This is a genomic window from Micromonospora sp. NPDC049044 (assembly GCF_040649215.1).
In the GTDB taxonomy this organism is placed as follows: Bacteria; Actinomycetota; Actinomycetes; order Mycobacteriales; family Micromonosporaceae; genus Micromonospora.
This window is the reverse complement of record NZ_JBEZFA010000047.1, coordinates 19,012-36,575: the sequence shown is the minus strand read 5'-3', so window position 1 is coordinate 36,575 and position 17,564 is coordinate 19,012. Positions and strand designations below refer to the sequence as shown.

Sequence of the window (17,564 nt, the reverse complement as noted above, 5' to 3'; positions counted from 1 at the left end):
TGAGTCAGCGCACGGCTGCGGGGGCTGAATTGCCGAGGTATGGGCTGCGACGATGAGGGGCATGACGACCGCTGAGGAGTACGCCGAGTTCGGCAGCCGCGAGGCGCGCGGTGTGTCGCCCACCTACGAGCGGCTGTCGGCGGCCATCGCCCGGGACGACGCCCTGCTCGCCCTGCTCGACACCCTCCCGCCCGGCAAGCGGCAGCCGAATCTGCTGTTCGGCGTCGTGCGGTGGCTCGGCGGCCCGGTCGACGACCCGGCCGCGTTCCACGACTTCGCGGTGACGCACTGGCCGGCCGTCGAGGCCGAGCTACGCACCCGGGCCACCCAGACCAACGAGAGCGGCCGGTGTGCCGTCCTGCTGCCGGTGCTCGCCGCGCTGCCGCAGCCCCTCGCCCTGCTGGAGGTCGGCGCGTCCGCCGGGCTCTGCCTCTACCCCGACCGGTACGCGTACCGCTACGGCGAACATGAGGTCGGCTCCGGCGAGCCGGTCCTGGAGTGCGCGGCCGACGGGTTGGTGCCGCCGGACCGCGTACCCCGGGTGGTGTGGCGGGCTGGCCTGGACCTCAACCCGCTCGACGTGACCGACCCCGGCGACGTGTCCTGGTTGGACGCCCTGATCTGGCCGGAGCACGCGCACCGGCGGTCCCGGCTACGCGCGGCGGCGGCGGTCGCCGCCGCGGACCCTCCGCTGCTGGTCCGTGGCGATCTGGTGGACGACCTGCCGGCGTTGGCCGCCCGTGCGCCGGCCGACGCGACGCTTGTGGTCTTCCACACCTCAGTGCTCTACCAGGTGCCGCCGCCGCGCCGGGAGGCGTTCGTCCGCCTGGTCGGTGAGCTGCCGGGGCACTGGATCGCGAACGAGGCACCGGAGGTGCTGGGGTACGGCGGGTTGCCCGACCCGCCGAGCGACGCGCTGCACAACGTCCTCGCGCTCGACGGTAGGCCGCTGGCCTGGACCCGGGGCCACGGTCAGGCGATGAGCTGGTTCGCCTGACGGCCCATGGTCGGCAGCGACAGCTCAGCGAGCCGCCTGCGGCATCCGGGCCCGCAGCGCTCGGCTGAACCAGTCCACCGCCGGCGCTACCGCGCCGCCGCCGGACCAGCCGTTGATCACCGACAGCAGGTCGAGGTAGCGGTCCCGGCGGGGGTCGTTCGCCACGGTCAGCCGGTCCAGCAGCCGGCGGCGCAGGTCGGTGTCGTCGGGCAGGTCGTGCAGGCGCGCGTACCGGCCGGTGACCGCGGTGACCACCGGCTCGGCCTCGGGTCCGGTCGGATCGAGACCGGCGGCCAGGGCGTCCGCCACCCCGTCCCGGACCACCGCGACGGCGTCCGGGCGGGGCAACCCGGGCACGTCGTGGTCGGCGGCGTGCTGCCGGGCCATCCGCCGCATACTCGCTCGGAAGGTGGGCTCCCGGCACAACTCGGCAAGCTCCAGCCACGCCTGCACCTGCTCGGTGCTCGGGTCGTCGGGCAGCTCCGGGGTCATCGAGACGAGGACGCCCCGGTGCGGGTGCTGCCAGTCCGGGCCCTCGAAGACGGCCGCCAGGAAGTCGCCGACCAGGTGCCCCCGCTCACGCGCGGTGAGCTGGGCCAGCCGGTGCAGGTCGTCCACCTCGGCCGGGCCCGATCCACGCCGCGCCGCCACGGTGAGCACCGCCTGACGCAGCCGCAGCACCCGGATCTGCACCGCCAACGCCTCGGCGTGCGCGGCGGCCACCTCGGTTAGCGGCACCTCCTGGTTCACCACCCGCCGGATGGCGGCCAGTTCCAAGCCCAGCTCACGCAACGTGCGGACCAGTTCCAACCGGGCCACGGCCGCCGGGCCGTACCGTCGGTAGCCGGCCGGGCTCCGGTCCGTCGGCGGCACGATCCCGCTGTCGGCGTAGTACCTGATGGTCTTGACGCTCAGGCCGGTACGGCGGGCCAGGTCGCCGATCGGGTACCGCTCTTCACCGCTCATGCCCCCACCCTGCCGTCTCCCCCTGGTGGAGACTCAACTGACAGTCGTCAGCGGGCCCGCTCGTGGCGGAGCAGGACCACGCCGTTGCCGAAGACGCGGCTCTCCACCAGCCGCAGGCCGGTCGGGACGTCGCTGTCGGGGAAGAGGCGGCGGCCCCGACCGAGCAGCACCGGGTTGACGTAGATCCGGTACTCGTCGACGAGGTCGTGCCGGGCGAAGGTGGCGGCCAGGTCGGCCCCGCCGAGCGCCAGGTCACCGCCGGGCTCGGCCTTGAGCCGGCGTACCTCCTCCGGGTCCACCTCGTGGACCACAGTGGCGTTCCAGTCGGCGTGCTGGAGGGTGCGGGAGTAGACGATTTTCGGCATGTCCCGCCAGATGCGGGCGAACTCGCGCTCCGGGGCGCTGGCGGTCGGGTCCTGGTCGGCGGTCGGCCAGTAGGCGGCCATCAGCTCGTGGCTCACCCGGCCGCTGAGGAACCCGCCCATCGGGGCGATCACATCGTTGAAGTGCCTGTGCAGCTCCTCGTCGACCCGGTGCCAGCCGATGTCGCCACCCGGGCCCTCGAAGAACCCGTCCAACGACAGGCTCATCTGCACAACGATCTTCCGCATCGCGTCTCCTCAGTGCTCGTCGCAGCCATCGATCCCGAGCATCGTCGGACCCTACGACGAAACCGGCGGCGGTGCTGCGGAACACGTACGGGGCGGTCGGCTCGGAGCCCGGCATGGTTGAGCCGCCGCAGGTCGTCCCTAGACTGCTGCGGGTGACCGGAGAGCGACGACCCCTGGCCGATCGGCCGCTCACCGAGCCGCACCCGTCCCGGCTGTCGCCCGGGCATCCCGACCGGGCCCGGATCCTGGCCAGGCACGCCGCCGCGCTCGCCGCCGGGGAAGCCGGCTACCTCGACCCGGCGACGGGGTTGTTCGTGCTCAGCGCCGGTTTCCTGGCCCGGCGCGGCACCTGCTGCGGGCGCGGCTGCCGGCACTGCCCGTACGTGACCGATCCACCGTCCGGATAGGCGTCCGCTGGGTCTTTCGCCCGACACCGACAGCCCGTACGGTGTCCGACGGACATCCGGCGGGCGCCTTCCGCCGTCGACCGGCGAGAGGGTGGGGCGTGCGCGGGCGGATCGTGGTCGGAGGGCTGGCGGGGCTGCTGGTGAGCGGCTGCGCCGCCGAGGCCGAGCCGGTGGCGGTGCCGCCGCCGGTGCCGATCGCCGTGGATGTGGCGGCGGCCTCCTCGGGTGGCGCCTGCCGGTTGTTGGACTTCGCGGTGATCGAAGAGCTGGTGCATGTGCGCTTCGACGTGGCGGCGGCGAGCGACCAGGGCCGTACGCACACCTGCGTGCTGCGCGCCGGAGGCGCGGTGCTGCCGGAGCTGACGCTCAGTGTGTCCGAGACCACGATCGACAAGACCACCTTCGGCGCGGACGTGGTGCCGGACAAGGCGGCGAAGATCAGTGGGTTGGGTCAGCAGGCGTACCGGCGGACCACCGCCGCGGCGAGCGGGCGCGGGCCGGTCGCCGAGGTGGGCTGGCTGGCTGCCGACGGGCGGTTGGCCACGCTGAGCTGGACGGGTGCCCGTGGCAGCGAACGTGCGGCGGCGGAGAAGATGACCGGGGACCTGGCCGCGCTTGCCAAGAAGGTGGACACCCGAGCGCTGTGACGCCCGGGTGGCCGGTTGGTCAGTTGGCGGCGACGAAGACCCGGGAGGCGACCTCGCGGGGCAGTCGCACCCGGTCACCCGACCTGTCGATCGACACTCCGTCGCGCTCCTGGGCCACGGTCACCGTGGCGCCCGGGTCGACACCAGCGGCGTGCAGTTGACGCAGCACGTCGGCGTCCTTCTGCACGCTCTCGCAGATCCGGCGCACCACCACCGGCCCGGAGAGGCCGGGGAAGGCCAGGTTGCGTTCGCTCTCGACGGCCTCGGTGGTCTCCGCCGTGGGTGAGCCCAACTCCTGCAGCCCCGGGATCGGGTTGCCGTACGGGGACCGGGTCGGCCGGTTGAGCAGGTCGTACACCCGCTTCTCCACCGCGTCGCTCATCACGTGCTCCCAGCGGCAGGCCTCCTCGTGGGCCTCCTCGTAGGGCATCCCGATGACGTTCACCAGCAGCAACTCGGCGAGGCGGTGCTTGCGCATCACCGACACGGCACTGCCGCGACCCTGCGCGGTGAGGGTCAGGTGGCGGTCGCCCTCGACGGTGAGCAGGCCGTCACGTTCCATCCGGGCGACGGTCTGGCTGACGGTCGGGCCGCTCTGCTGCAACCGTTCGGCAATCCGGGCGCGCAGCGGCGGCACCCCTTCCTCTTCCAGCTCGAGGATGGTACGCAGGTACATTTCGGTCGTATCGACTAGATCGTGTTTGTTCACTTTCGCCCCTTTCCGGCGACGAAGCTATCTGCACGATCAGTGGTCTCGACCAGGTCGTGAGACTTCATAACGTCAGCGGCCCTCCGGTGCACGATGCTACCTCGGACGACGGGCCGACGGCCCACGCCGAACGGCGTGCCGTCGACGCCGATGGTGTTGGATGGTCGCCATGTCCGGTACCCAGGAGCCGCTGGTCGAGGTCGATCGGCTCGCCGCCGAGCTTGACCAGGCCGAGCCGCCCACCCTGCTCGACGTCCGCTGGCGGCTCGTGGGTCCGCCCGGGCGTGACGACTACCGCGCCGGCCACCTGCCGGGCGCGGTCTACCTCGACCTGGACACCGCCCTCTGCGGGCCGCCCGGCGCCGACGGCCGGCACCCGCTGCCCGACCCGGCCGCCCTGCAGGCCGCGCTGCGGGCGGCCGGCGTCCGCGCCGGCCACCCCGTTGTGGTGTACGACGGCGGCGACGGCCTGGCCGCCGCGCGGGCCTGGTGGACGCTGCGCTGGGCGGGACACCGCCCGGTGCGGCTGCTGCACGGCGGTTACCCGGCCTGGGCCGCCGCCGGTCGGCCGGTCCGCACCGACGCGCCCGCCCCGCCCCCCGGCGACGTCGTGGTCCGCCCCGGCGACCTGCCGGTGCTCGACGCGGCACAGGCCGCCGAGTTGGCCGCCGCGGACGACGCGGTGCTGCTCGACGTCCGGGCGGCACCCCGCTACCGGGGCGAGGTCGAGCCGATCGACCCGGTCGCCGGGCACGTGCCGGGGGCGGCCAACCTGCCGGCCGGCGAGTACGTCGGCCCGGACGGGCGCTTCCCGACCGCCGAGGCACTACGTGAGCGGTTCGCCGCCGTCGGGGTGACCGGCGCCCGGGCCGTCGGGGCGTACTGCGGCTCCGGGGTGACCGCCGCGCAGGCGGTGCTCGCGCTGCACCTGGCCGGCCGCACCGACGCGGCCCTCTATGTCGGATCGTGGAGCAACTGGGTGGCCGATCCGACGCGTCCTATCGCCTCCGGGCCGACATCTGGGCGCTGACCAGCGCGTGCGGTGGGCCGGCGACGGTCCTCGTGCGACGATGGGCTCATGTCCGACGACACGGTGGTGGTGTGGGACGAGTCGCTGCTCGCCTACGACATGGGTGACCATCCGCTCGACCCGGTCCGGGTGGAGCTGACCGTCGCGCTGGCCCGGGAGCTGGGCATCCTGGATCGCCCCAGGGTGCGGATGGTCAAGCCGGAGCCCGCCGACGATGCCCTGCTCACCCGGGTGCACCACCCGGCCTACCTGGCCGCGGTGCGGGCCGCGCCCCGCGACCCGCTCTTCGCCGGTTATGGGCTGGGCACGTCCGACAACCCGGTCTTCGAGGGGATGCACGAGGCCAGCGCGCTGATCACCGGCGCGACAGTGGCCGCCGCCGAGGCGGTGTGGCGCGGTGACGCCCGGCGGGCGGTGAACGTGGCCGGCGGCCTGCACCACGCCATGCCCGCCCGCGCGTCCGGCTTCTGCGTCTACAACGACCCGGCGGTGGCCATCGCCCGCCTGCTCGACCTGGGCGCGGAACGCGTCGCGTACGTGGATGTCGACGTGCACCACGGCGACGGTGTGCAGCAGATCTTCTGGGACGACCCCCGGGTGCTCACTGTCAGTCTGCACGAGACCCCGCTCGCGCTCTTCCCGGGCACGGGTTTCCCGGACGAGACCGGTGGGCCGGGCGCGCCGGGCAGCGCGGTGAACATGCCGCTGCCGCCCGGTGTCGACGACACCGGCTGGCAACGGGCGTTCCACGCGATCGTGCCGTCGGTGCTGCGCGCGTTCCGGCCGCAGGTGCTTGTCAGTCAGTGCGGTGCCGACGGGCACCAGCTCGATCCGCTCGCCGACCTCAACCTCACTGTGGACGGGCAGCGGGCCACCTACCTGGCGATGCGGGCGCTCGCCGACGAGCTGTGCGACGGCCGATGGGTCGCCACCGGCGGCGGCGGATACGCGCTTGTCGAGGTGGTGCCCCGGGCCTGGAGTCACCTGCTGGCCGTGGCCACCGGTGACCCGATCGACCCGGCCACGCTCACCCCGCCAAGGTGGCGGGAGCTGGTCGCCTCCCGTCGTCTGGGCCGGGAGGTGCCGCTGCGGATGACCGACGACGCCGACCCGGCGTACCAGCCGTGGCAGCCGACCGGCGAGCCGAACGCGGTGGACCGGGCGATCGCGGCGACCCGTAAGGCGGTCTTTCCACTGCTCGGGCTCGACCCGCACGATCCCCGGGACTGAGCCGGGCCGTTTCGGTGACGAGCCTGACCCAGCCCGTGGACGTGCTGCTCAGCGACGGCAGCACCGTCCAGTTGCGTCCGATCGACCCAGCCGACGCGCCGGACATCGTGGCGATGCACAGCCGGTTCTCCGAGCGCACCCGCTACCTTCGCTACTTCTCGCCGTACCCGCGCATCCCGGAACGGGACCTGATCCGGTTCGTCACAGTCGACCACCACGACCGGGAGGCGTTCGTGGTGCTGGCCGCCGACCGGATCGTCGCGGTCGGCCGGTACGAGCGGCTCGGCCCGCAGGCGCCGGACGCCGAGGTGGCCTTCGTGGTGGAGGACGCCTACCAGGGGCGGGGCATCGGTTCGGTGCTGATGGAGCACCTGGCCGAGACCGCCCGCCGCAACGGCATCATGAGCTTCGTCGCCGAGGTGCTGCCGGCCAACGGGACGATGCTGCGGGTCTTCGCCGACTTCGGCTACCAGGTCCAGCGCCAGTACGCCGACGGTGTGGTGCATCTGAGCTTCCCGATCGCGCCCACCGAGGCCACCCTTGAGGTGCAGCGCGGTCGGGAGCACCGCACCGAGGCCCGTTCGATCGCCCGGCTGCTCAGCCCGCGGGGCATCGTCGTCTACGGGGCCAGCGCCACCGGCCAGGGCGTCGGCGCGGCGGTGCTCGGTCATCTGCGCGACGGCGGTTTCACAGGCACTGTGGTGCCGGTGCATCCGAGCGCGTCCACGGTGGCGGGTCTGCCCGCGTACCCGTCGGCGGTCGATGCCGGCACACCTGTGGACCTGGCGGTGGTCGCGGTCCCGCCGGAAGCGGCGACCGCGGTGGTCGCCGACGCCGCCGCCGCGGGTGTGCACGGCCTGGTGGTCATCTCGGCCGGCTTCGCCGAGGCCGGCGCGGAGGGCGCCGCCACGCAGCGGGCGCTGGTCCGCGCGGCGCACGCCGCCGGCATGCGGGTGGTCGGCCCGAACTGTCTGGGCGTGGCCAACACCGACCCGACGGTACGCCTCAACGCCACCCTCGCCCCGGCACTGCCGCCGGCCGGCCGGGTGGGCATCTTCAGCCAGTCCGGCGCGTTCGGGGTGGCGCTGCTCGCCGAGGCCGACCGACGTGGCCTCGGGCTGTCCAGCTTCGTCTCGGCCGGCAACCGGGCCGACGTCTCCGGCAACGACCTTCTGCAGTACTGGCAGGACGATCCCGGCACCGACGTGATCATGTTGTACCTGGAGACCTTCGGCAACCCCCGCAAGTTCGCCCGGCTGGCCCGGCGGATCGGCCGGGCCAAACCGGTCGTCGCGCTCGCCTCGCCGGCCCGCCCGGTGGGGGTCGGTGACACCGCCGGGCCGGACGAGGTGGCGGTGTCCGCGCTCTTCGCCCAGTCCGGGGTGATCCGGGTGGACACCGTGCCGGAGTTGCTCGACGTGGCTGTGCTGCTGGCCAACCAGCCGTTGCCGGTCGGCGGCCGGGTCGGTGTGGTGGGCAACTCCTCGGCCCTGACCGGCCTGGCCGCCACCGCCTGCGTCGGGCAGGGCCTCACCGTCGCCGACGGTTATCCGCGCGACGTCGGGCCGAGCGCCGGTGCCGCCGAGTTCGCCGCCGCGCTCACCGAGACGGCCGGCGACGACCAGGTGGACGCCCTGGTGGTGGTCTTCGCCCCGCCGCTGCCCGGCCAGCGGACCGAGGTGGACGCCGACGTGAGCGCCGCCCTACCGGCGGCCCTCGCGCTGGGCAAGCCGACAGTGGCGACGTTTCTGGTCGGGCGGCAGCCGCCGGGGGTGCCCGCGTACGGGGGAGTGGAGGAGGCGGTGCGGGCACTCGCCCGGGTGCACCGGTACGCCGAGTGGCTACGCCGCCCGCCCGGGGTGGTGGCCGAGGTGCCCGGCGTCGACCGAGCCGCCGCGCAGGCGGCGTTTCGCACCGACGCCACCGACTCCGGTGCGCTGCTGGCCGCGTACGGGATCGACGTGGTGCCGTCGGTGCCCGTCGACTCGGTCGACGCGGCCGTCGACGCGGCGGCGCTGCTGGGCTACCCGGTGGCGCTCAAGGCGGCCGACCCCGGGCTGCGGCACCGGCTCGATCTCGGTGCGGTGCGGCTCGCCGTGCCCGACGAGCCGGCTCTCCGCCGGGCGTACACCGAGCTGGCCACGGCCTTCGGCGCGGACGCGCTGGTCCAGCCGATGGTCGCGCCCGGGGTGGCCTGCGTGGTGGAGCTGGTGGAGGATCCGGCGTTCGGGCCGGTGGTCGGCTTCGGTCTCGGTGGGGTCGCCACCGAGTTGCTCGGCGACCGGGCCTGGCGGTCGGTGCCGCTCACCGACACCGACGCGGCCGAGCTGGTCGACGAGCCCCGGGCCGCCCCGCTGCTGCGGGGGCACCGGGGTGCCGCGCCGGTCGACCGGGCGGCCCTGGCCGACCTGTTGCTGCGGGTGGGTCAGCTCGCCGACGAGCAGCCCCGGGTGCGGTCGCTGACCCTCAACCCGGTGCTCGCCCGCCCCGACGGCATCTCGGTCCTGCACGCCCAGGTCCAGGTAGGTGGGGTCGCCGCCCGCCCGGACACCGGCCCCCGCCGACTCTGAACGCCCGGTCAGGCGCGGCTGGAGATCTGCTGGACGCCCCAGGAGTTGCCGTCCGGGTCGGTGAAGAAGACGAACCCGACATTGTCCAGCGGGTCCGGCACCGGCCGGGGATTGCGGCCCACCACCTGAATCTCGCTGACTTCCACACCCCGTTCGACAAGCTCCTCGCGGGCCCGCTCGATGTCGGGCACCACCAGCTGCAGTCCCTTGAGCGAGCCCGGCGGCATCTCCGGGACGGCGCCCTTGCCGATCACGATCGAGCAGCCGGAGCCGGGCGGGGTGAGTTGGACGATGCGTGCGTCGTCCCCGATCACCGTGTCGTGATCGACAGTGAAGCCGAGCTGGTCGGCGTAGAACTTCTTCGCCCGTTCCACATCGGAAACCGGGACGATCACCACTTCCAACGTCCAGTTCATGATCGTTCTCCTCGTGTCGTCGTCGTGGAGCGCAGCAGGTCGGCGAGCCGGGTGAGGGCCTGCCCGAACCCCCGGGTCATCGGGTAGCGCAGCACGACGTCCCGCCCTGCCGGGGTGGCGTAGAGCAGCGTGGTGGTGACCGTCGTCCGGCCGGCCAGTTCGGTGAACTGGTGACTGACCAGCGTCTCGCCGGGGTAGGACTGGTCGTCGAAGAGTTCGGTGTAGACCAGCCGGTGCGGTGGCTCGATCTGCCGGTAGACCCCAGCCTGGCCCATCCGGGCACCCTGCGGGCCCTGCGACACGAACCGCCACCGGCCGCCGACCCGCAGGTCGACGTCGCACTCCACAAGCCTCCAGCCGTGCGCGCCGTACCACCGGACCAGCAGTTCGGGTTGGGTGAAGGCGGCGAACACCAGCCGCGCCGGTGCGTCGAACAGCCGGCTCAGCACGATCTCCCGGTCACCCGGGGTGTGCACGACGAGCGGGTCGTAGAGGCCGCTCACCCGCGCGACCCGTCCGGTCGGGAGCGTCGAGGGGCGGCGTCGCTCCGGTCGACGGCCTGGAGTTCGTCGAGCAGCGCGTCGAGGCGCTGATAGCTCTCCGCCCAGTAGTCGCGGTAGTCGGCGAGCCAGGCTGTCGCCTCCCGCAGCGGTCGGGCCTCCAGGCGGCAGGGTCGGCGCTGGGCGTCCCGGCCCCGGCTGACGAGGCCGGCGCGCTCCAGCACCTTGAGGTGCTTGGAGATGGCCGGCTGGCTCATCGCGAAGGGTGCCGCCAGCTCTGTCACCGTCGCCTCGCCGGCCGCGAGCCGGGCGAGGATGGCCCGCCGGGTCGGGTCGGCGAGCGCCGCGAAGGTCGCGTCCAGCAGTTCGGTGCCCACCACGTATAACCTCCTGGTTTCATAACCATATGGTTTGTATCGTGGATCGGGGCCGTCGGTCAAGAACCCCGACAGCGGGGAAGGCCCCGGCGAACCGCCGGAGCCTTCCCTGGGAACCGGGTGCGTCAGCAGGCGTACGCCTCCAGGCGCTGGGCCCGCTCCGGGGCGCGCAACTTCAGCAGGGTCACCTTCTCGATCTGCCGGATCCGCTCCCGGGACAGGCCGAACTCCCGGCCGACCTCGTCGAGCGTGCGCTGCCGGCCGTCGTCCAGACCGAACCGGAGCCGGATGACCGCCTGCTCCCGCTGGGACAGGGTGGCCAGCACGATGCTCACCTCGTTGCGGAGCTCACCCTGGGCGGCGGCGTCGCCCGGTTCGGTACGCGGGTCCACCGAGGCCACGAAGTCGCCGAGCGCGCTCTCGCCGTCGTCGCCGACCGCCTGGTCCAGGCTGACCGGCTCCCGGTCGTACGAGATCAGCTCGATGACCTGGATCTCGGTGACGTCCAGGGCGCGGGCGACCTCGGCGACCGTCGGTTCGCGGCCCAGCGTCACCGACAGCTCGCGGCGGGCCCGGACCATCCGGTTGACCTGCTCGACCATGTGCACCGGGATGCGGATGGTGCGGGCCTGGTCGGCCATCGCACGGGTGATCGCCTGCCGGATCCACCAGGTGGCGTACGTGGAGAACTTGTAGCCCTTGGCGTAGTCGAACTTCTCCACCGCCCGGATCAGGCCGAGGTTGCCCTCCTGGATCAGGTCGAGAAACGCCATGCCGCGACCGGTGTAGCGCTTGGCGATGCTGACCACCAGCCGCAGGTTCGCCTCCAACAGGTGGTCCTTGGCGGCCCGGCCCTCCGCGACGATCAGCTCCAGGTCGGCTCGCAGCTCGGCGGAGACCGGGGTGCAGGTTGCCAGCTTCTCGTCGGCGAACAGGCCGGCCTCGATCCGCCGGGCCAGGTCGACCTCCTGCGCGGCGGTCAGCAGCTTCGTCCGGCCGATCCCGTTGAGGTAGGCCCGGACCAGGTCGGTGGAGATGCCACGCTCGTCGGTGGCGTCCAGGTCGGCGAGGACCTCGACGGTCCCGTTGGTGTCGGTCGTGGTGGCCGGGCGCGTCCGGTCTTCCGTCATCTGCAGGACCATCTCTGTCTCTCCCCGTTTCCACGTCTGTGCCGTGTCTCCGGCCCAGTGGTGCCGGTGTGAGACACAGCTTGGCGGGCGGGGCGTAAAACGGGAGTGAGGCGATCGGGCACCTGACAGGAATTGCGTCGGGTCGCCGGTCCGGTGTGTCGTCCGGGTCTGCGGTTGCCCGCCACGGTTACGTTGCGGACGGACGGACGGACGGCCGGGCTCCGGTCGGCGAGGACGACAGATGGAGGACGGCGTGGTCTTCAAGCGGCTCATGAAGGCGATGGGCGTCGGCGGACCGTCGGTCGAAACGGTGCTGACCAACCCGAACTGCCGCCCGGGCGGCCAGTTGGAGGGCCGCATCCAGGTGCTCGGCGGCGACCACCAGGTCGACATCGACCGGGTGAGCCTCGGCCTGGTCACCCGGGTCGAGGTGGAGAGCGGCGACAACGGCTACGACACCACCCAGGAGTTCCACCGCCAGCAGGTCACCGGCGCGTTCCGGCTGGCGCCGGGCCAGCGCCACGACATCCCGTTCCGCTTCGCCGTGCCGTGGGAGACACCTGTCACCGAGCTGTACGGGCAGCACCTGCACGGCATGACGATGGGTCTGCGTACCGAGCTGGAGGTCGCCCGCGCGGTGGACACGGGTGACCTGGACGCGGTGTCGGTGCACCCGCTGCCGGCACAGGAGCGACTGCTCGACGCGTTGCTGCGGCTGGGCTTCCGGTTCGCCAGTGCCGATGTGGAACGCGGGCACATCTACGGGGTACGGCAGACGTTGCCGTTCTACCAGGAGATCGAGTTCAATCCCGCACCGCAGTACGCCCGCTCGATCAACCAGTTGGAGGTCACCTTCATCGCCGACGCCCAGCAGATGCAGGTGGTGCTGGAGGTCGACAAGCGCGGCGGTGTCTTCACCGAGGGGCGGGACGCCTTCGGCCGCTTCACTGTGGACCACGCCACCGCCGACCGCACCGACTGGCCCGCCGAACTCGACAACTGGCTCCGCCAGTCCCTGTCCCGCCGAGGCCTCTTCTCCTAACCCACCCCCCTCCCCGGCCCCCCCGGCCGCCTTGCAGGCTGTTGATCATGAAGTTGTTGCCCGCCGCATCGGCGTGTCGTGGCAATAACTTCATGATCAACGGAGTGTTGGGCGGGGACGGGGCGTTGGGCGGGGGAGAGGGGGACGGGGCGGGGGTTAGAGGTCTAGGAGGAGGGTTTGGGGGCCTATGTTGACGCTTTCCACGAGCATGTGGGCGCGGAAGCGGCCTGTTTCGACAGTGGCTCCTCGTCCTCGTAGCGCCTCGACCACTGCTGTCACCAATGGCTCGGCGACCGCTGCCGGGGCGGCTGCCGTCCAGCTTGGACGGCGTCCCTTGCGGGCGTCGCCGTAGAGGGTGAACTGGCTGACCACCAGGATCGGCGCGCCGGTGTCGGCTGCGGACCTCTCGCCGTCCAGGATGCGCAGCTCGTGCACCTTGCGGGCCATCGTCTGGGCGGTCAGCGCGGTGTCCGTGTGGGTCACCCCGAGCAGCACCAGCAGGCCGTTCTCGATCGCGCCGACCACTGTCACGCCGGCCCGCCCCACGGTCTGCACCACCGCCCGCATCAGCCAACCACCGCCACGGAGGCGCCCACTGCCGCGGAGGCTGCCGCCGCTGCGCCCGCCGCCCCCATCACTCGGTCACCGGCTCGATGAAACCGCGCTCGACCAGGTGCGCCACGATCGGGGCGGCGGCCTCGGCCATCTCGTCGGGCTCGACGTCGTGCGCGGCGGCGAGCAGGGCCAGCTGGTCACGCAGCGGCAGTCGACCGTCGGCGCCACCGACCAGCGCCAGCACCAGCGGGTCGATCTCCTCGGTCCAGCGCAGGCCGTGCGGCAGCGCCAGGACCTGCCGGTCCACCGCCCAGCCCTCGTCACCCATTGTTGCCTCCTGCCGCAGCTGGAGGCCCTCGGCGGCCCGGTAGCGCTCAGCGAGCAGCGCTTCGGTGTCGCGTACCCGGAGAAAGTCCCGGCGGTCGAACCAGGCGGCGATCTGGTCGCCCAGCGGTGGCTGCACCCGCTGGCGCAGGTCCTCCACCCGGACCACCGGGTCGGCGTGCCCGCCCCGGCGCAGCGAGACGATGCCGAAGCCGATCCCCTCCACCTTGTGCGCGTCGAACCAGTCCAGCCAGGCGGCCATCCGTTGCGGGTCGGCGGTCTCGCCGACGTCGGTGAGCCACAGGTCGACGTACGCCATCGGGTCGGCCACCTCACGCTGGATGACCCAGGCGTCCAGGCCGGTCCCGGCGAACCAGCCGGCCACCCGCTCGTCCCACTCCTCACCGGCGACGTGCACCCAGTTCGCCAGGTACTGCATGGTGCCGCCCTCGGTGAGCAGGCCCGCGGCGGCGGCGGCCAGCTCGGCGCCGATCGCGTCACCGCCGCGGCCGGAGTCGCGGTAGACGTGCGTGGTGGTGCCCGGCCCGACCACGAACGGCGGGTTGCTCACCACCAGATCGAACCGCCGGCCGGCCACCGGGGCGACCAGGTCACCGCGGAGCAGCTCCCAGTCCTGGCCGTTGAGGGCGGCGGTGGTCGCGGCGAAGCGCAGCGCCCGCTCGGAGAGGTCGGTGGCGGTCACCGACCGGGCGTGGGTGGCCAGGTGCAGGGCCTGCACGCCGGAGCCGGTACCCAGGTCCAGTGCGGTGTCGACCGGCCGGCGCATGGTCGCGCCGATCAGGGTCTGGGTGGCCCCGCCGATGCCGAGCACGTGCTCGGCGTGCAACGGACGACCCGGGCGGGCACTCGTCGAGAGGTCGGCGAGCACCCACCAGTCCTCGCCGTACGGCTCCAGGTCGACACCGGCACGGAGGCCGTCGCCGTGCCGCTCGACCAGCCCGCCGGCGAGGGCCTCCGCCAGGCTCAGTGGCGTCAGCGCGGCCGCCACCGCGGCCTCCGGTTCGGTCTGGTCGCAGATGAACACCCGGATCAGCGTGCCGAGCGGGTCGCCGTCCTCGGTGGCGCGCAGCGCGGCCCGGTAGTCGTTGCGGGCCACCGCGGCGGTCGCCTGCGCGCCGAGCCGCTCGGCGATGCCGTGGCTGGTGAACCCGGTCCGGATCAGCGCGGTCCGCAGCGCGTCGACGCCGGCGGGGGAGAGCAGCATGTCGTGTTCGTCCACCCCGACATCCTGCCTGCCGGCACTGCGGAAGCCATCATCACCCGCGAGATTCGACTCCGACGCCCGGTGGCCGCAGCTCCACGCCGCTCGGGGCAACCGGCCCGCCGGGCACCGCCGCGACCAGAGCTGGCGGTACGACGGTCGCCAGCCCACGACGCGCGGCCAGCCGGTCGATGACCAGGGCGTACGCCGACAGGATCAGCACGTCGACGAGGACGAGCTGCCACGGGGCGTCGGCCATCGTCTCGTCGGCCGCCAGCCCGCCGAACGCCGCCGCCAGCGCGAAGCCGGTCAGGTTGTTCACCACGTGCAGCGCGATGGCGGCCTCGAGCCCGCCGGTTCGCACCGTCAACCAGCCGAACAACACGCCCATGAAGGTCAGATCCAGGAAACCCCAGCCGGTGCCCCAGCCGTGGGCGGCGGCGAAGAGCACCGCCTGGAGGGCGATCGCGGGCCACGGCGAGCGCAGGTGCGCGCCGACGGCCTGCAACAACCAGCCCCGGAAGGCGTACTCCTCCGCTGCGGCCTGGAAGGGCACCAGCAGGACGACCATCAGCAGCCCGGCGGCGAACTCCGGCCAACCCACCCACATCTCTGCCGGGTCGAACATCGAACTGTCGTCGGTCAGACCGAGCAGGAGGTCCGCGCCGAACAGCATGACGACGACCAGCGGGGTGGCGACCAGTAGGCAGCGGCCGAGCCAGCCCCACCGCAGCCGGCCGAGCACCGAGGAGAGCGTGCCGGCGGGTCGGCGCTGGATGAGCCAGGCGGCGCCGAGCAGCAGTGGGAGCAGCAGCGCCAGCGAGGCGAGCAGTAGCGCGGCGTCCGGAATCGGGCCGAAGGTCGGCAGCCCGTCGGCGTCGAAGGGGCGGTCGGTGAGCTCGGCCACGGCGGCGGCGACGCCGAACAGCAGGCAGACGACCACCAACGCCGAGGCGGCCAGCGCGAGGGTGGCGACCAGGGGCCGCCACCAGCGGTGCCGGTCGGTGCGGCCGAGCCGATGGTACGGGGACCCGGGCGGGGCGGTCGACAGCATGGCGTCGAGCTTGGCAGACGGGCACCACCTGTCGAAACGATCGGAGCGTCGGTGTCCGCCCGGATCGGTACGCCGGGCAGGATGGTCCGCATGACGCTCGTGCTGCCCATCGACCCGGAGGCCAATCGGCTGCTGGAGCGCAGCCCGCTGGCGCTGCTGCTCGGCATGGTCCTCGACCAACAAGTGCCGATGGAGAAGGCCTTCTCCTCGCCGTACGTGCTGGCGCAGCGGCTCGGCCATGACCTGGACGCGGCGGAGTTGGCCGGGTACGACCCGCAGGAGCTGGTCGCGCTCTTCGCCCAGCCGCCCGCGCTGCACCGGTTCCCGAAGGCGATGGCGGCCCGGGTGCAGGAGGTCTGCCAGGTGCTTGTGGAGCGCTACGACGGTGACGCGGCGCTGCTCTGGTCGGATGTCGCCGACGGGCCGGAGCTGCTGCGCCGGGTCTCCGCGCTGCCCGGTTTCGGCAGGCAGAAGGCGCAGATCTTCGTGGCCCTGCTCGGCAAGCGCTTCGGGGTGACCCCGCAGGACTGGCGGAAGGCGGCCGGAGACTACGGCGACCCGGGCGCGTACCGGTCGGTGGCCGACGTCAGCGACGTCGACTCGCTGCGTCGGGTACGGGAGTACAAGCAGCAGCTGAAGGCGGCGGCCAAGGCTGCGCGGGGTTGACGCTCAGGCGGCGGTGGGATGGGCCAGCGCGGCAAGCGCGCGGCGGACATCGGCGAGCGAGACGGTCGCCGAGTCGTCCAGGTCGGCCAGGCCGGCCTCGATCCACTGGCGCATCAGCGTGGTGACCCCGATGCCCCGGGCGTCGGCGGCGGCCCGCACCCGCTCATAGGTCTCCAGCGGCAGCCGGACCGACCGGCTCACCATCGGCACGTCGGTGTCGGGGGTGGGGAGATCCACCGCCGGGCGCTCGTCGATCAACTCGGCGATCCGGTCGCCGCCGTTGTGGAACTGCTTGGTCGCGTCGTCACGGTGCATCGTCACGGCCTCCTCGTCTCCCGAGATCTCCGCACGGCCTCGTCGTAGCGCTTGGACTCGACGTCGCTCAACTCGCGGGCGGAGAGGATGTCCCAGTCGTTGTCGGTGCCATCGGCCTCGGCGAGCAGCACCGCCAGCCGGCGGCCCCGACGGGCGGCGGCGTACACCACCATGACGTCGTCGCCCAGGTGGCGGATGACCCGGCGGGCGCTGTGCAGCGCCTCCCAGACTTCCCCGGGCGTGACGTCGTAGACCCTCAGGTTGGCCAACGCCTCGTCGGTGAAGCTGAACCTGCTGCCCACGTCGCGGAGCGTACCACGGGCGTAACACGCACCGGGATGAGTTGAATTTCGCTGATCACGGTCCAGCGGTGACAGGATGAGGCGTAATCCCCTCGAGGAGGTCCATGGTGAAGCGGCAGGCCTACCAGCCGATTCTGATCACCGACGCCTCGCGCAGCCAGGACGATCAGCTCAACAGTCGCCAGCGCCGTTATGTCCTGATGATGGGCATCCGGGTGCTCTGCATCATCGTCGGCGCAATCCTGGTCAGTGCGAACGTCCCACTGCTCTGGCTGTGGCTGCCGCTGTGCGGCCTCGGCATGGTGCTCATCCCCTGGCTGGCCGTGCTGCTGGCCAACGACCGCCCGCCCAAGGAAGAGCACCGGCTGGCCAACCGGTTCCACCCCCGCCGGCAGGACGACACCCCGCCGATGAGCCTCACCGCCGAGGAGCGCCCGCACAAGGTCATCGACGCCGAACCCTGACCCGCGAACGGGCCAGGGTTCGACGCCCAC

At 72.8% G+C, this 17,564-nt stretch carries 21 protein-coding genes; 9 read left to right on the top strand and 12 right to left on the bottom strand.

Annotated features, from left to right (window positions below; translation table 11 throughout):
* Positions 1 to 61 precede the first annotated feature (61 nt).
* Positions 62 to 997 (top strand): DUF2332 domain-containing protein, encoded by a 936-nt coding sequence (locus AB0B85_RS29180; RefSeq protein ID WP_357412203.1) that lies wholly within the window; start codon positions 62 to 64, stop codon positions 995 to 997.
* Between the two features lie 24 nt (positions 998 to 1,021).
* On the opposite strand, the gene AB0B85_RS29175 is transcribed toward AB0B85_RS29180, so the two are convergent.
* Positions 1,022 to 1,963: a MerR family transcriptional regulator gene (locus AB0B85_RS29175; protein ID WP_357412201.1), complete on the bottom strand. Its 942-nt coding sequence runs from the start codon at positions 1,961 to 1,963 to the stop codon at positions 1,022 to 1,024.
* Positions 1,964 to 2,010: 47 nt separating this feature from the next.
* Complete coding sequence (locus AB0B85_RS29170) at positions 2,011 to 2,574, bottom strand: dihydrofolate reductase family protein (protein WP_357412199.1); 564 nt, start codon at positions 2,572 to 2,574, stop codon at positions 2,011 to 2,013.
* 152 nt (positions 2,575 to 2,726) lie between these two features.
* Between AB0B85_RS29170 and AB0B85_RS29165 the strand changes: the two genes are divergently transcribed.
* Positions 2,727 to 2,981, top strand: a complete 255-nt coding sequence (locus AB0B85_RS29165; RefSeq protein ID WP_357412197.1) for a DUF5522 domain-containing protein — start codon at positions 2,727 to 2,729, stop codon at positions 2,979 to 2,981.
* A gap of 98 nt (positions 2,982 to 3,079) precedes the next feature.
* Positions 3,080 to 3,628: a hypothetical protein gene (locus AB0B85_RS29160; protein WP_357412195.1), complete on the top strand. Its 549-nt coding sequence runs from the start codon at positions 3,080 to 3,082 to the stop codon at positions 3,626 to 3,628.
* A 19-nt stretch (positions 3,629 to 3,647) separates the two neighbouring features.
* Here AB0B85_RS29160 and AB0B85_RS29155 read toward each other — a convergent pair whose 3' ends face one another.
* Positions 3,648 to 4,337 carry a metal-dependent transcriptional regulator gene (locus tag AB0B85_RS29155; protein WP_357412193.1) on the bottom strand — a complete coding sequence of 230 codons (690 nt, stop codon included), beginning with the start codon at positions 4,335 to 4,337 and terminating at the stop codon, positions 3,648 to 3,650.
* A 169-nt stretch (positions 4,338 to 4,506) separates the two neighbouring features.
* Here AB0B85_RS29155 and AB0B85_RS29150 point away from each other — a divergent pair, with 169 nt between their 5' ends.
* Genes AB0B85_RS29150 through AB0B85_RS29140 form a run of 3 tightly spaced genes read left to right on the top strand, consistent with a single transcriptional unit; the run spans position 4,507 to position 9,167 of the window.
* Complete coding sequence (locus tag AB0B85_RS29150; protein ID WP_357412191.1) at positions 4,507 to 5,367, top strand: sulfurtransferase; 861 nt, start codon at positions 4,507 to 4,509, stop codon at positions 5,365 to 5,367.
* A gap of 48 nt (positions 5,368 to 5,415) precedes the next feature.
* Positions 5,416 to 6,597: an acetoin utilization protein AcuC gene (locus tag AB0B85_RS29145; RefSeq protein ID WP_357412189.1), complete on the top strand. Its 1,182-nt coding sequence runs from the start codon at positions 5,416 to 5,418 to the stop codon at positions 6,595 to 6,597.
* A 14-nt stretch (positions 6,598 to 6,611) separates the two neighbouring features.
* Positions 6,612 to 9,167: a GNAT family N-acetyltransferase gene (locus AB0B85_RS29140; protein ID WP_357412187.1), complete on the top strand. Its 2,556-nt coding sequence runs from the start codon at positions 6,612 to 6,614 to the stop codon at positions 9,165 to 9,167.
* An 8-nt stretch (positions 9,168 to 9,175) separates the two neighbouring features.
* On the opposite strand, the gene AB0B85_RS29135 is transcribed toward AB0B85_RS29140, so the two are convergent.
* The 4 genes from AB0B85_RS29135 to sigB all read right to left on the bottom strand — a co-directional run bounded on the left by AB0B85_RS29135 (position 9,176) and on the right by sigB (position 11,590).
* The gene (locus AB0B85_RS29135) at positions 9,176 to 9,583 is read right to left on the bottom strand and encodes a VOC family protein (RefSeq protein WP_357412185.1); all 408 of its coding nucleotides are present in this window, start codon (positions 9,581 to 9,583) and stop codon (positions 9,176 to 9,178) included.
* The gene (locus AB0B85_RS29130; protein WP_357412183.1) at positions 9,580 to 10,086 is read right to left on the bottom strand and encodes an SRPBCC family protein; all 507 of its coding nucleotides are present in this window, start codon (positions 10,084 to 10,086) and stop codon (positions 9,580 to 9,582) included. Before AB0B85_RS29130 ends, AB0B85_RS29135 begins: the two co-directional genes overlap by 4 nt.
* Positions 10,083 to 10,460 (bottom strand): metalloregulator ArsR/SmtB family transcription factor, encoded by a 378-nt coding sequence (locus AB0B85_RS29125; protein WP_357412181.1) that lies wholly within the window; start codon positions 10,458 to 10,460, stop codon positions 10,083 to 10,085. Before AB0B85_RS29125 ends, AB0B85_RS29130 begins: the two co-directional genes overlap by 4 nt.
* Positions 10,461 to 10,585: 125 nt before the next feature.
* Positions 10,586 to 11,590, bottom strand: coding sequence for an RNA polymerase sigma factor SigB (gene sigB, locus AB0B85_RS29120; protein WP_357412180.1), 1,005 nt, complete (start codon positions 11,588 to 11,590; stop codon positions 10,586 to 10,588).
* 253 nt (positions 11,591 to 11,843) lie between these two features.
* On the opposite strand from sigB, the gene AB0B85_RS29115 reads away from it, so the two are divergent.
* Positions 11,844 to 12,632 (top strand): sporulation protein, encoded by a 789-nt coding sequence (locus AB0B85_RS29115; RefSeq protein ID WP_357412238.1) that lies wholly within the window; start codon positions 11,844 to 11,846, stop codon positions 12,630 to 12,632.
* Positions 12,633 to 12,788: 156 nt separating this feature from the next.
* Here AB0B85_RS29115 and dtd read toward each other — a convergent pair whose 3' ends face one another.
* The 3 genes from dtd to AB0B85_RS29100 all read right to left on the bottom strand — a co-directional run bounded on the left by dtd (position 12,789) and on the right by AB0B85_RS29100 (position 15,787).
* Positions 12,789 to 13,199 carry a D-aminoacyl-tRNA deacylase gene (gene dtd / locus AB0B85_RS29110; RefSeq protein WP_357412178.1) on the bottom strand — a complete coding sequence of 137 codons (411 nt, stop codon included), beginning with the start codon at positions 13,197 to 13,199 and terminating at the stop codon, positions 12,789 to 12,791.
* A 67-nt stretch (positions 13,200 to 13,266) separates the two neighbouring features.
* Positions 13,267 to 14,751 (bottom strand): methyltransferase, encoded by a 1,485-nt coding sequence (locus AB0B85_RS29105; RefSeq protein WP_357412176.1) that lies wholly within the window; start codon positions 14,749 to 14,751, stop codon positions 13,267 to 13,269.
* 37 nt (positions 14,752 to 14,788) lie between these two features.
* Positions 14,789 to 15,787 (bottom strand): CPBP family intramembrane glutamic endopeptidase, encoded by a 999-nt coding sequence (locus AB0B85_RS29100; RefSeq protein WP_357412174.1) that lies wholly within the window; start codon positions 15,785 to 15,787, stop codon positions 14,789 to 14,791.
* A gap of 81 nt (positions 15,788 to 15,868) precedes the next feature.
* On the opposite strand from AB0B85_RS29100, the gene AB0B85_RS29095 reads away from it, so the two are divergent.
* Positions 15,869 to 16,453 (top strand): HhH-GPD-type base excision DNA repair protein, encoded by a 585-nt coding sequence (locus AB0B85_RS29095; protein WP_357412236.1) that lies wholly within the window; start codon positions 15,869 to 15,871, stop codon positions 16,451 to 16,453.
* Positions 16,454 to 16,456: 3 nt separating this feature from the next.
* Here AB0B85_RS29095 and AB0B85_RS29090 read toward each other — a convergent pair whose 3' ends face one another.
* A complete protein-coding gene (locus AB0B85_RS29090) occupies positions 16,457 to 16,768 on the bottom strand; it encodes a hypothetical protein (protein WP_357412234.1) in 312 nt (103 codons plus the stop codon).
* A gap of 2 nt (positions 16,769 to 16,770) precedes the next feature.
* Entirely contained in the window at positions 16,771 to 17,070 is a 300-nt protein-coding gene (locus AB0B85_RS29085; RefSeq protein WP_357350070.1) for a hypothetical protein, read from the bottom strand.
* Between the two features lie 104 nt (positions 17,071 to 17,174).
* Here AB0B85_RS29085 and AB0B85_RS29080 point away from each other — a divergent pair, with 104 nt between their 5' ends.
* Positions 17,175 to 17,534, top strand: a complete 360-nt coding sequence (locus tag AB0B85_RS29080) for a DUF3099 domain-containing protein (RefSeq protein ID WP_357412172.1) — start codon at positions 17,175 to 17,177, stop codon at positions 17,532 to 17,534.
* Positions 17,535 to 17,564 lie beyond the last annotated feature (30 nt).